The organism is Streptomyces sp. NPDC090127 (assembly GCF_044746945.1).
In the GTDB taxonomy this organism is placed as follows: Bacteria; Actinomycetota; Actinomycetes; order Streptomycetales; family Streptomycetaceae; genus Streptomyces.
In genome coordinates, this window is record NZ_JBIVDE010000007.1 from 345,234 (window position 1) to 357,932 (window position 12,699).

A 12,699-nucleotide genomic window follows, 5' to 3' on the forward strand; every position below is an offset into this window, starting at 1 on the left:
ATGAGCAAGATCCTTATCCGCGGTGCCAAGGTGCTGGGCGGCGAGGCCCAGGACGTCCTGATCGACGGCGAGACCGTCGCCGAGGTGGGCACCGGCCTGTCGGCCGAGGGCGCGACCGTGATCGAGGCCGAGGGCCAGATCCTGCTGCCCGGCCTGGTCGACCTCCACACCCACCTGCGCGAGCCCGGCCGCGAGGACTCCGAGACCGTCCTCACCGGCACCCGCGCGGCCGCCTCCGGCGGCTACACCGCCGTGTTCGCCATGGCCAACACCTTCCCGGTCGCCGACACCGCCGGCGTCGTCGAGCAGGTCTACCGGCTCGGCAAGGAGTCCGGCTACTGCGACGTGCAGCCCATCGGCGCCGTCACCGTCGGCCTGGAGGGCAAGAAGCTCGCCGAGCTCGGCGCCATGCACGACTCCGCCGCCGGCGTCACTGTCTTCTCCGACGACGGCAAGTGCGTGGACGACGCCGTGATGATGCGCCGCGCCCTGGAGTACGTGAAGGCCTTCGGCGGCGTCGTCGCCCAGCACGCCCAGGAGCCCCGCCTCACCGAGGGCGCCCAGATGAACGAGGGCGTCGTCTCCGCCGAGCTGGGCCTCGGCGGCTGGCCCGCGGTGGCCGAGGAGTCGATCATCGCCCGCGACGTGCTGCTCGCCGAGCACGTCGGCTCCCGGGTCCACATCTGCCACCTGTCGACCGCCGGCTCCGTCGAGATCGTCCGCTGGGCCAAGTCCCGCGGCATCGACGTCACCGCCGAGGTCACCCCGCACCACCTGCTCCTGACCGACGAGATGGTGCGCTCGTACAACCCCGTCTACAAGGTCAACCCGCCGCTGCGCACCGAGCGTGACGTGATGGCGCTCCGCGAGGCCCTGGCCGACGGCACGATCGACATCGTCGCCACCGACCACGCCCCGCACCCGCACGAGGACAAGGACTGCGAGTGGGCCGCGGCCGCCATGGGCATGGTCGGCCTGGAGACCGCGCTCTCCGTCGTCCAGCAGACGATGGTCGAGACCGGACTGCTCGACTGGGCCGGCGTCGCCGACCGGATGTCCGTCGCGCCGGCGCGGATCGGGCAGGCCAAGGACCACGGCCGGCCCGTCTCGGCAGGTGAGCCCGCCAACCTGACCCTGGTCGATCCGGCATACCGTGGACTCGTGGACCCCGCGGGCTTCGCCTCCCGCAGCCGCAACACCCCGTACGAGGGCCGCGAACTGCCGGGACGCGTCACCCACACCTTCCTGCGGGGCCGGGCGACGGTCGTGGACGGGAAGCTGGCGTGACACTCATCGAATGGGCCGCGGAACAGAAGTCGGCGGAGGTGACCGACTGGGCCGGACGGCTCGGCTGGGTCGCCGGACTGCTGCTCTTCATCGCCTTCGTCTACTGGCTGATGCGCCAGGGATGGAAGTGGCGGGGCAGCCTCCAGTCGGACCTGCCCGAACTGCCGGACATGCCCGAGACCGCCGACGCGCCCACACTGGCCCTGAGCGGGCGCTACCACGGGTCGACCACGGCCGGGCAGTGGCTCGACCGGATCGTCGCCCACGGCCTCGGCACCCGCAGTCGCGTCGAGCTCACCCTCACGGACGCGGGGATCGCGGTCGTACGCCCCGGGGCGAACGACTTCTTCATCCCGGCCCAGGCCCTCCGCGAGGCCAGGCTCGACAAGGGCATCGCGGGCAAGGTCCTCGCCGAGGGCGGGCTGCTGATCGTCACGTGGGCGCACGGCGAGAAGCTCCTCGACTCCGGCTTCCGGTCCGACCGGGCGGCCGAACACGCCGCCTGGGTCGAGGCCCTGAACAGCATGATCAAGACGACGGAAGGCACCGCACGATGACGACCTCCACCAGGGGAACTGAAAAGGTTCCCGCCGTACTCGTCCTGGAGGACGGCCGCATCTTCCGCGGCCGTGCCTACGGGGCCGTGGGGGAGACCTTCGGCGAGGCCGTGTTCTCCACCGGCATGACCGGCTACCAGGAGACCCTCACCGACCCGTCGTACCACCGCCAGGTCGTCGTGATGACCGCCCCGCACGTGGGCAACACCGGCGTCAACGACGACGACCCCGAGTCCGGCCGCATCTGGGTCTCCGGCTACGTCGTCCGCGACCCCGCCCGGGTCTCCTCCAACTGGCGCGCCACGCGCTCGCTGGACGAGGAGCTCGCCGCCCAGGGCGTCGTCGGCATCTCCGGCATCGACACCCGCGCCCTCACCCGCCACCTGCGCGAGAGCGGCGCCATGCGCGTCGGCATCTTCTCCGGCAACTCGCTGCCCGACGAGGGCACCATGCTCGCCGAGGTCCGCCAGGCCCCCGAGATGAAGGGCGCCGACCTCTCCGCCGAGGTCGCCACCAAGGAGGCGTACGTCGTCCCCGCGATCGGGACCAGGAAGTTCACCGTCGCCGCCGTCGACCTCGGCATCAAGGGCATGACCCCGCACCGGATGGCCGAGCGCGGCATCGAGGTGCACGTGCTGCCCGCCACCGCCACCGTCGAGGACGTGTACGCGGTCCAGCCGGACGGCGTGTTCTTCTCCAACGGCCCGGGCGACCCGGCCACCGCCGACCACCCGGTCTCCGTCATGCGGGCCGTCCTGGAGCGCAGGACGCCGCTCTTCGGCATCTGCTTCGGCAACCAGATCCTCGGCCGCGCCCTCGGCTTCGGCACCTACAAGCTGAAGTACGGCCACCGGGGCATCAACCAGCCCGTGCAGGACCGGACGACCGGCAAGGTCGAGGTCACCGCGCACAACCACGGCTTCGCCGTCGACGCGCCCCTCGACCAGGCCTCCGAGACCCCCTACGGCCGCGCCGAGGTCTCGCACGTCTGCCTGAACGACAACGTCGTGGAAGGCCTCCAGCTGCTCGACCAGCCGGCCTTCTCCGTCCAGTACCACCCCGAGGCGGCCGCCGGCCCGCACGACGCCGCGTACCTCTTCGACCGCTTCGTATCCCTGATGGAGGCCGAGCGTGCCTAAGCGCACCGATATCCAGTCCGTCCTGGTCATCGGCTCCGGCCCGATCGTCATCGGCCAGGCCGCCGAGTTCGACTACTCCGGAACCCAGGCCTGCCGCATCCTCAAGGCCGAGGGCCTGCGGGTCATCCTGGTCAACTCCAACCCGGCCACGATCATGACCGACCCGGAGATCGCCGACGCCACGTACGTCGAGCCGATCACCCCCGAGTTCGTCGAGAAGATCATCGCCAAGGAGCGCCCCGACGCCCTCCTGCCCACCCTCGGCGGCCAGACCGCGCTGAACACCGCGATCTCCATGCACGAGCAGGGCGTCCTGGAGAAGTACGGCGTCGAGCTCATCGGCGCCAACGTCGAGGCCATCCACAAGGGCGAGGACCGCGACCTCTTCAAGGGCGTCGTCGAGGCCGTCAAGGCCAAGATCGGCTACGGCGAGTCCGCCCGCTCGGTCATCTGCCACACCATGGACGACGTCATCGCCGGTGTGGAGACCCTCGGCGGCTACCCCGTCGTCGTCCGCCCCTCCTTCACCATGGGCGGCGCCGGCTCCGGCTTCGCCCACGACGAGGACGAGCTGCGCCGCATCGCCGGCCAGGGCCTGACGCTCTCCCCGACCACCGAGGTGCTCCTGGAGGAGTCCATCCTCGGCTGGAAGGAGTACGAGCTGGAGCTGATGCGCGACAAGGCCGACAACGTCGTGGTCGTCTGCTCCATCGAGAACTTCGACCCGATGGGCGTCCACACCGGCGACTCCATCACCGTCGCCCCGTCGATGACCCTGACCGACCGCGAGTACCAGCGGCTGCGCGACATCGGCATCGCGATCATCCGCGAGGTCGGCGTCGACACCGGCGGCTGCAACATCCAGTTCGCGGTCAATCCGGACGACGGCCGGATCATCGTCATCGAGATGAACCCGCGCGTCTCCCGGTCCTCCGCCCTCGCCTCCAAGGCGACCGGCTTCCCGATCGCGAAGATCGCGGCCCGTCTCGCCGTCGGCTACACGCTGGACGAGATCCCGAACGACATCACGGAGAAGACCCCGGCGTCCTTCGAGCCCACGCTCGACTACGTCGTGGTCAAGGCCCCGCGCTTCGCCTTCGAGAAGTTCCCGCAGGCCGACTCCACCCTCACCACCACCATGAAGTCGGTCGGCGAGGCCATGGCCATCGGCCGCAACTTCACCGAGGCGCTGCAGAAGGCCCTGCGCTCGCTGGAGAAGAAGGGCTCGCAGTTCGCCTTCACCGGCGAGCCCGGCGACAAGGACGAGCTGCTGCGCGAGGCGGTCCGCCCGACCGACGGCCGCATCAACACCGTCATGCAGGCCATCCGCGCCGGGGCCACCCCGGAGGAGGTCTTCGAGGCGACCAAGATCGACCCCTGGTTCGTCGACCAGCTCTTCCTCATCAAGGAGATCGCCGACGAGCTCGCCGCCGCCGAGAAGCTGGAGCCCGAGCTGCTCGCCGAGGCCAAGCGCCACGGCTTCTCCGACGCCCAGATCGCCGACATCCGCGGCCTGCGCGAGGACGTCGTCCGCGAGGTCCGGCACGCGCTCGGCGTCCGCCCGGTCTACAAGACGGTCGACACCTGCGCCGCCGAGTTCGCCGCGAAGACCCCGTACTTCTACTCCTCGTACGACGAGGAGACCGAGGTCGCGCCGCGCACCAAGCCCGCCGTGATCATCCTGGGCTCCGGCCCGAACCGCATCGGCCAGGGCATCGAGTTCGACTACTCCTGCGTCCACGCCTCCTTCGCGCTCAGCGACGCCGGCTACGAGACCGTGATGGTCAACTGCAACCCGGAGACCGTCTCCACCGACTACGACACCTCCGACCGCCTGTACTTCGAGCCGCTGACGCTCGAGGACGTGCTGGAGATCGTCCACGCCGAGACGCTGGCCGGCCCCGTCGCCGGTGTCGTCGTCCAGCTCGGCGGCCAGACCCCGCTGGGTCTCTCCCAGGCCCTGAAGGACAACGGCGTGCCGGTCGTCGGCACCTCCCCGGAGGCCATCCACGCCGCCGAGGACCGCGGCGCCTTCGGCCAGGTCCTCGCCGAGGCGGGCCTCCCCGCCCCCAAGCACGGCACCGCGACCACCTTCGCCGGGGCCAAGGCCATCGCCGACGAGATCGGCTACCCCGTCCTCGTACGCCCCTCGTACGTGCTCGGCGGCCGCGGCATGGAGATCGTCTACGACGAGACCCGCCTGGAGTCGTACATCGCCGAGTCGACCGAGATCAGCCCCACCCGGCCGGTCCTGGTCGACCGCTTCCTCGACGACGCCATCGAGATCGACGTCGACGCCCTCTACGACGGCCAGGAGCTCTACCTCGGCGGCGTCATGGAGCACATCGAGGAGGCCGGTATCCACTCCGGCGACTCGGCCTGCGCCCTGCCCCCGATCACCCTCGGCGGCCACGACATCAAGCGCCTGCGCACCTCCACGGAGGCCATCGCCAAGGGCGTCGGCGTGCGCGGTCTGATCAACATCCAGTTCGCCATGGCCGGCGACATCCTCTACGTCCTGGAGGCCAACCCGCGCGCCTCCCGGACCGTCCCCTTCACCTCGAAGGCGACCGCCGTGCCGCTCGCGAAGGCCGCCGCCCGCATCTCGCTGGGCGCCACCATCGCCGAACTGCGCGCCGAGGGCCTGCTGCCGAAGAGCGGCGACGGCGGCACCCTGCCGCTCGACGCGCCGATCTCCGTCAAGGAGGCCGTGATGCCGTGGACCCGCTTCCGCGACATCCAGGGCCGCGGCGTGGACACCGTCCTCGGCCCGGAGATGCGCTCCACCGGCGAGGTCATGGGCATCGACTCCGTCTTCGGCACGGCCTACGCCAAGTCGCAGGCCGGCGCCTACGGCCCGCTGCCCACCAAGGGCCGCGCCTTCATCTCCGTCGCCAACCGCGACAAGCGCTCGATGATCTTCCCGGCGCGCGAGCTGGTCGCCCACGGCTTCGAGCTGATGGCCACCTCGGGCACGGCGGAGGTGCTGCGCCGCAACGGCATCAACGCCACCGTCGTACGCAAGCTCAGCGACGGCGAGGGCCCGAACGGCGAGAAGACGATCGTCCAGCTGATCCACGACGGCCAGGTCGACCTCATCGTCAACACCCCGTACGGCACCGGCGGCCGCCTCGACGGCTACGAGATCCGTACGGCGGCGGTGGCCCGCTCCGTCCCGTGCCTCACCACGGTCCAGGCGCTCGCCGCCGCCGTCCAGGGCATCGAGGCGCTCGGCCACGGCGACGTCGGCGTCCGCTCGCTCCAGGAACACGCGGAGCACCTGACCGCGGCCCGCGACTAGCAACCCACGAGGGGGACACCGGAAACGGTGTCCCCCTCGTGCTGAGGACACCCACATGTACACGTTCTTCTTCCGCCTGGTCTTCACGCGGATGGACCCGGAGCAGGCCCACCACCTGGCCTTCCGCTGGATCCGCCTGGCCGCCCGCGTCCCCGTGCTCCGCACCTTCGTCGCCGCCGTGCTCGCGCCCCGGTACAAGGAGCTGCGCACCGAGGCCCTCGGCCTGCGCATGCACGGCCCCTTCGGCCTCGCCGCCGGCTTCGACAAGAACGCCGTCGCCATCGACGGCATGGCGATGGTCGGCTTCGACCACGTCGAGATCGGTACGGTCACCGGCGAGGCCCAGCCCGGCAACCCCAAGAAGCGCCTCTTCCGGCTGGTCCCGGACCGCGCGCTCATCAACCGCATGGGCTTCAACAACGAGGGCTCCGCCGCCGTCGCCGAGCGGCTCCACGCGCGCGTGCCGGTCTTCCGGACCGTCGTCGGCGTCAACATCGGCAAGACCAAGGTCGTCCCGGAGGCCGAGGCCGCCGCCGACTACGTGAAGTCCACCGAGCGCCTCGCCCGGCACGCCGACTACCTGGTCGTCAACGTCTCCTCGCCGAACACCCCGGGCCTGCGCAACCTCCAGGCCACCGAGTCCCTGCGCCCGCTGCTCACGGCGGTACGTGAGGCGGCCGACCGGTCCGTCACCGACCGCCGGGTCCCGCTCCTGGTCAAGATCGCCCCCGACCTGGCCGACGAGGACGTCGACGCCGTCGCCGACCTGGCCCTGGAGCTCGGCCTCGACGGCATCATCGCCACCAACACCACCATCGCCCGCGAGGGCCTCGGCCTGACGTCCGACCCGGCCCTGGTCCAGGAGGCCGGCGGGCTCTCCGGCGCCCCCGTCAAGGAGCGCTCCCTCGCCGTGCTGAGGCGCCTCCACGCGCGCGTGGGCGACCGGCTCGTCCTCGTGGGCGTCGGCGGCATCGAGAACGCCGAGGACGCCTGGCAGCGCATCCTGGCCGGCGCCACGCTGGTCCAGGGCTACAGCGCCTTCGTCTACGAGGGCCCGTTCTACGCCCGCGCGATCCACAAGGGCCTCGCGGCGCGGCTCGCCGCCTCCCCGTACGCCACCCTCGCCGAGGCCGTCGGCGCCGCCAACCGCCCTGCCGACACCCGAAAGGCTGCCGACCAGTGACCCTTTCCTTCGGAACCCGTCTGCGCGCCGCCATGGACGAGCGGGGCCCCCTCTGCGTGGGCATCGACCCGCACGCCGCCCTGCTGGCCTCCTGGGGCCTGGACGACGACATCGCGGGCCTGGAGCGCTTCTCCCGTACGGTCGTCGAGGCCCTGGCGGACCAGGTCGCCGTCTTCAAGCCGCAGGCCGCCTTCTTCGAGCGCTTCGGCTCCAGGGGCCTCGCCGTCCTGGAGCGGACCGTCGCGGACGCGCGGGCGGCGGGCACGCTGGTCGTCATGGACGCCAAGCGCGGCGACATCGGCTCCACCATGGCCGCGTACGCCGAGGCGTTCCTGCGCAAGGACTCGCCGCTCTTCTCGGACGCGCTCACGGTCTCGCCGTACCTCGGCTACGGCTCCCTCAAGCCGGCCGTCGACCTGGCCCGGGAGAGCGGCGCCGGTCTCTTCGTCCTCGCGCTGACCTCCAACCCGGAGGGGGCCGAGGTCCAGCGGGCGGTCCGCGAGGACGGCCGGACCGTCGGCGCGACCATGCTGGCCCACCTCGCCGAGGAGAACGCGGGGGAGACCCCCATGGGCTCCTTCGGCGCGGTCGTCGGCGCCACGCTGGGCGACCTGTCCTCCTTCGACCTGGACATCAACGGACCGCTCCTGGCCCCCGGCCTCGGCGCCCAGGGCGCGAGCCCCGCCGACCTGCCCGCCGTCTTCGGCGCGGCGGTCCGCAACGTGGTCCCGAACGTCAGCCGGGGCGTCCTGAAGCACGGTCCGGACGCCGCCGCCCTGCGCGCCTCGGCGGAGCGCTACGCGACCGAAATCCGGGCGGCCGTCGCCGTCTGACCGCCCTGAGGACCCCCGCGGGACCAATCCGCAGGTGAGGGCCGTCTCACTCCTTGACAAGTTCCTTAGCCAAAACCCGGTCGAAATGCCGGAAAAGTCCTGGTCGGTCGATGCTGACCAGGACTTTTCGCTTGTTCTCGCTGACTGGAGAGGCATTGGCCGCTAGTCTCCGGGGCAGAGTCAGCGTTCAACGGCCCTTCCGCGTTGGTCGTTGCTCCAGTGGTGTGGGGCGAACAGGTTCCTCACCGGTCCGTATCCGACAGTTCGACATCCGAGGTGACGTAGGCGTGGCTCTTCCGCCCCTTACCCCTGAACAGCGCGCAGCCGCGCTCGAAAAGGCCGCCGCGGCTCGCCGGGAGCGGGCCGAGGTCAAGAATCGACTCAAGCACTCCGGCGCCTCCCTCCACGAGGTCATCAAGCAGGGCCAGGAGAACGACGTCATCGGCAAGATGAAGGTCTCCGCACTGCTGGAGTCCCTGCCCGGCGTGGGCAAGGTCCGCGCCAAGCAGATCATGGAGCGACTCGGCATCTCCGAGAGCCGGCGCGTGCGCGGGCTCGGCTCCAACCAGATCGCCTCCCTGGAGCGCGAGTTCGGCAGCACCGGCGCCTGAGACGGGACCGCCGTCCCAGGCACCCCCGTAAAGCTGGAATAATCGCTGCATGGCAGCAGAGGTACGTCCGCGGCTGACCGTGCTCTCCGGCCCCTCCGGGGTGGGTAAGAGCACGGTCGTCGCTCATATGCGCAAGGTCCACCCCGAGGTCTGGCTCTCGGTGTCGGCCACGACACGAAAGCCGCGCCCCGGCGAGAAGCACGGCGTCCAGTACTTCTTCGTCACGGACGACGAATTCGACAAGCTGGTCGCCAACGGGGAACTCCTCGAATGGGCCGAGTTCGCGGGCAACCGCTACGGCACGCCGCGTCAGGCCGTCCTGGAGCGGCTGGAGGCCGGCGAGCCGGTCCTCCTGGAGATCGACCTCCAGGGCGCCCGCCAGGTCAAGGACTCCATGAAGGACTCCCAGCTGGTCTTCCTCGCCCCGCCGAGCTGGGACGAACTGGTCCGCCGGCTCACCGGCCGCGGCACCGAGTCGCCCGAGGTCATCGAGCGCCGGCTGGAGGCCGCCAAGATCGAACTGGCCGCCGAGACCGAGTTCGACACCACCCTGGTCAACACCTCCGTCGAGGACGTGGCCCGTGAGCTGCTAGCCTTGATGAACGTTGTTTGATCTTTTTCTGATCACCTGGATCTGATCACCCCGATCAGCTCACCCAGAAGTTTCTTCGGAAGGCTAGAGCGTGTCCTCTTCCATCACCGCGCCCGAGGGCATCATCAACCCGCCGATCGACGAGCTGCTCGAGGCCACCGACTCGAAGTACAGCCTCGTGATCTACGCGGCCAAGCGCGCGCGCCAGATCAACGCGTACTACTCGCAGCTCGGAGAGGGCCTGCTCGAGTACGTCGGTCCGCTCGTCGACACCCACGTCCACGAGAAGCCGCTCTCGATCGCCCTGCGCGAGATCAACGCGGGTCTGCTGACCTCCGAGGCCATCGAGGGCCCGGCGCAGTAAGCACGTAACGTTCGTCACTTCAGGCCCGGCGGAACATCCGCCGGGCCTGTGGTGTCTCATGGATGCGTACGCGTCCGCGTACGCGTCGAGTGCGGGGAGTGGCAGTGGTGACCAAGCCGAAGGTCGTTCTGGGCGTCAGCGGCGGCATCGCCGCCTACAAGGCCTGTGAGCTGCTGCGGCGGCTGACCGAGTCGGGCCACGACGTACGGGTCGTACCGACGGACGCCGCCCTGAACTTCGTCGGCGCCGCCACCTGGTCCGCGCTCTCCGGCAACCCCGTCTCCACCGAGGTGTGGGAGACCGTCCACGAGGTCCCGCACGTACGGATCGGTCAGGGCGCCGACCTCGTCGTCGTCGCCCCCGCCACCGCCGACATGCTCGCCAAGGCCGCCCACGGCCTCGCCGACGACCTGCTGACGAACACCCTGCTCACCGCCCGCTGTCCGGTCGTCTTCGCCCCGGCGATGCACACCGAGATGTGGGAGCACCCCGCCACCCAGGAGAACGTCGCCACCCTGCGCCGTCGCGGCGCCGTCGTCATCGAGCCCGCCGTCGGCCGGCTGACCGGCGTCGACACCGGCAAGGGCCGGCTGCCGGACCCCGGCGAGATCTTCGAGGTCTGCCGACGGGTCCTGGCCCGGGGCGCCGTCGCCCCCGACCTCGCCGGCCGCCATGTCGTGGTCAGCGCGGGCGGCACCCGCGAGCCCCTCGACCCGGTCCGCTACCTCGGCAACCGGTCCTCCGGGAAGCAGGGCTACGCCCTGGCGAAGGCCGCCGCCGCCCGGGGCGCTCGGGTCACCGTCGTCGAGGCCAACACCGGCATGGCCGACCCGGCCGGGGTCGACGTGGTCCACGTCGGCACCGCCGTACAGCTGCGCGAGGCCGTCCTGAAGGCGGCCGCCGACGCGGACGCCGTGGTGATGGCGGCCGCCGTGGCGGACTTCCGCCCCGCCACGTACGCGACCGGCAAGATCAAGAAGCGCGACGACGTCGAGGCGCCGGTGGTGGAGCTGGTCCGCAACCCCGACATCCTCGCCGAGATCTCCGCCGACCGGGCCCTGCCGGGCCAGGTCGTCGTGGGCTTCGCCGCCGAGACGGACGACGTGCTCGTCCACGGCCGCGAGAAGCTCCGCCGCAAGGGCTGCGACCTGCTCGTGGTCAACGAGGTGGGCGAACACAAGACCTTCGGCTCCGAGGAGAACGAGGCCGTGGTCCTGGCGGCCGACGGCTCCGACACGCCCGTACCGTACGGGCCGAAGGAAGCCCTCGCCGAAACGGTCTGGGACCTCGTCACACCTCGTCTGCGGACTCTTCCCACGGAGAATTCGGGGAAATCTCACGCCGGGCCGGATTTCACCGTCCCGGCCGAGTGAACGCCCCGGGAATCCCGTCCTTCCGGGCGAGGGACATCGGTGCGGGCGGGACGGGCGGGGCCGGATCCGGCGAGCTCAGGGCTCCCACCTTGCGAGACACCTGGCCCAATGCCCGATGACGCCCGATAGACTGTTCTTGGTACGACGCGGGGCGCAGCCCCCTGCCGTCCGACATTGTTCAGCCAGCAGCCGCTGCAACCCCAGGGAGCATTGTGTCCCGTCGTCTGTTCACTTCGGAGTCCGTGACCGAAGGTCACCCCGACAAGATCGCTGACCAGATCAGCGACACCATTCTCGACGCGCTGCTGCGCGAGGACCCCACGTCCCGCGTCGCCGTCGAGACGCTGATCACCACCGGCCTCGTGCACGTCGCCGGTGAGGTCACCACGAAGGCGTGGGCCGACATCCCCACCCTCGTACGGAACAAGATCCTCGAGATCGGGTACGACTCCTCGAAGAAGGGCTTCGACGGCGCGTCCTGCGGCGTCTCGGTCTCCATCGGGTCGCAGTCCCCGGACATCGCGCAGGGCGTCGACACGGCGTACGAGAAGCGCGTCGAGGGCGACGAGGACGAGCTGGACAAGCAGGGCGCCGGCGACCAGGGCCTGATGTTCGGCTACGCGTCGGACGAGACCCCCGAGCTCATGCCGCTCCCGATCTACCTGGCGCACCGGCTCTCCCGCCGGCTGACCGAGGTCCGCAAGAACGGGACCATCCCGTATCTGCGCCCCGACGGCAAGACCCAGGTCACCATCGAGTACGACGGCGACAAGGCCGTCCGCCTCGACACCGTCGTGGTCTCCTCGCAGCACGCCTCCGACATCGACCTGGAGTCGCTGCTCGCGCCCGACATCCGCGAGTTCGTCGTCGAGCACGTGCTGAAGCAGCTCGTCGAGGACGGCATCAAGCTGGACACCGACGGCTACCGCCTGCTGGTCAACCCGACCGGCCGCTTCGAGATCGGCGGCCCGATGGGCGACGCCGGCCTCACCGGCCGCAAGATCATCATCGACACCTACGGCGGCATGGCTCGCCACGGTGGCGGCGCCTTCTCCGGCAAGGACCCGTCCAAGGTCGACCGCTCGGCCGCCTACGCCATGCGCTGGGTCGCCAAGAACGTCGTGGCCGCGGGCCTCGCCTCGCGCTGCGAGGTCCAGGTCGCGTACGCGATCGGCAAGGCGGAGCCCGTCGGCCTCTTCGTCGAGACCTTCGGCACCAACACGGTCGAGAACGAGAAGATCGAGAACGCCATCGGCGAGGTCTTCGACCTCCGCCCGGCCGCGATCATCCGCGACCTCGACCTGCTCCGCCCGATCTACTCCCAGACGGCGGCGTACGGCCACTTCGGCCGCGAGCTCCCCGACTTCACCTGGGAGCGCACGGACCGCGTGGACGCGCTGAAGAAGGCCGCGGGCCTCTAGCCCCCGCCTGCTCACCGCTCCATCTGCTCCACCTGCTG

General features: G+C 70.6%; 11 protein-coding genes. All 11 read left to right on the forward strand.

Going from position 1 to position 12,699, the window contains the following annotated elements:
* The 11 genes from ACIPPS_RS26230 (at position 1) to metK (ending at position 12,661) form a co-directional block, all read left to right on the forward strand.
* Positions 1 to 1,287 carry a dihydroorotase gene (locus ACIPPS_RS26230; protein WP_401436612.1) on the forward strand — a complete coding sequence of 429 codons (1,287 nt, stop codon included), beginning with the start codon at positions 1 to 3 and terminating at the stop codon, positions 1,285 to 1,287.
* Positions 1,284 to 1,844, forward strand: coding sequence for a hypothetical protein (locus ACIPPS_RS26235; RefSeq protein ID WP_401436615.1), 561 nt, complete (start codon positions 1,284 to 1,286; stop codon positions 1,842 to 1,844). Before ACIPPS_RS26230 ends, ACIPPS_RS26235 begins: the two co-directional genes overlap by 4 nt.
* Positions 1,841 to 2,983, forward strand: coding sequence for a glutamine-hydrolyzing carbamoyl-phosphate synthase small subunit (gene carA / locus ACIPPS_RS26240; protein ID WP_401436618.1), 1,143 nt, complete (start codon positions 1,841 to 1,843; stop codon positions 2,981 to 2,983). Before ACIPPS_RS26235 ends, carA begins: the two co-directional genes overlap by 4 nt.
* Positions 2,976 to 6,284, forward strand: a complete 3,309-nt coding sequence (carB, locus tag ACIPPS_RS26245) for a carbamoyl-phosphate synthase large subunit (protein ID WP_401436620.1) — start codon at positions 2,976 to 2,978, stop codon at positions 6,282 to 6,284. Before carA ends, carB begins: the two co-directional genes overlap by 8 nt.
* A gap of 55 nt (positions 6,285 to 6,339) precedes the next feature.
* Positions 6,340 to 7,467, forward strand: a complete 1,128-nt coding sequence (locus ACIPPS_RS26250; protein ID WP_401436623.1) for a quinone-dependent dihydroorotate dehydrogenase — start codon at positions 6,340 to 6,342, stop codon at positions 7,465 to 7,467.
* Positions 7,464 to 8,300 (forward strand): orotidine-5'-phosphate decarboxylase, encoded by an 837-nt coding sequence (gene pyrF / locus ACIPPS_RS26255; RefSeq protein ID WP_401436625.1) that lies wholly within the window; start codon positions 7,464 to 7,466, stop codon positions 8,298 to 8,300. The genes ACIPPS_RS26250 and pyrF overlap by 4 nt, the downstream gene beginning before the upstream one ends.
* A gap of 287 nt (positions 8,301 to 8,587) precedes the next feature.
* Positions 8,588 to 8,911, forward strand: coding sequence for an integration host factor (locus tag ACIPPS_RS26260; protein ID WP_026246651.1), 324 nt, complete (start codon positions 8,588 to 8,590; stop codon positions 8,909 to 8,911).
* A 49-nt stretch (positions 8,912 to 8,960) separates the two neighbouring features.
* Entirely contained in the window at positions 8,961 to 9,524 is a 564-nt protein-coding gene (gmk, locus tag ACIPPS_RS26265) for a guanylate kinase (protein WP_401436628.1), read from the forward strand.
* A gap of 70 nt (positions 9,525 to 9,594) precedes the next feature.
* Positions 9,595 to 9,867 (forward strand): DNA-directed RNA polymerase subunit omega, encoded by a 273-nt coding sequence (gene rpoZ, locus ACIPPS_RS26270; RefSeq protein WP_005319902.1) that lies wholly within the window; start codon positions 9,595 to 9,597, stop codon positions 9,865 to 9,867.
* A gap of 62 nt (positions 9,868 to 9,929) precedes the next feature.
* Complete coding sequence (coaBC, locus tag ACIPPS_RS26275) at positions 9,930 to 11,240, forward strand: bifunctional phosphopantothenoylcysteine decarboxylase/phosphopantothenate--cysteine ligase CoaBC (RefSeq protein ID WP_401436631.1); 1,311 nt, start codon at positions 9,930 to 9,932, stop codon at positions 11,238 to 11,240.
* Positions 11,241 to 11,452: 212 nt separating this feature from the next.
* The gene (gene metK, locus ACIPPS_RS26280; RefSeq protein WP_401436633.1) at positions 11,453 to 12,661 is read left to right on the forward strand and encodes a methionine adenosyltransferase; all 1,209 of its coding nucleotides are present in this window, start codon (positions 11,453 to 11,455) and stop codon (positions 12,659 to 12,661) included.
* Positions 12,662 to 12,699 lie beyond the last annotated feature (38 nt).

Excerpts from the sequence above, each read along its gene's own strand:
- coaBC (WP_401436631.1), top strand. The coding sequence starts at position 9,930 with ATGCGTACGCGTCCGCGTACGCGTCGAGTGCGGGGAGTGGCAGTGGTG.
- gmk (WP_401436628.1), top strand. The coding sequence starts at position 8,961 with ATGGCAGCAGAGGTACGTCCGCGGCTGACCGTGCTCTCCGGCCCCTCC.
- ACIPPS_RS26230 (WP_401436612.1), top strand. The coding sequence starts at position 1 with ATGAGCAAGATCCTTATCCGCGGTGCCAAGGTGCTGGGCGGCGAGGCC.
- carA (WP_401436618.1), top strand. The coding sequence starts at position 1,841 with ATGACGACCTCCACCAGGGGAACTGAAAAGGTTCCCGCCGTACTCGTC.
- ACIPPS_RS26250 (WP_401436623.1), top strand. The coding sequence starts at position 6,340 with ATGTACACGTTCTTCTTCCGCCTGGTCTTCACGCGGATGGACCCGGAG.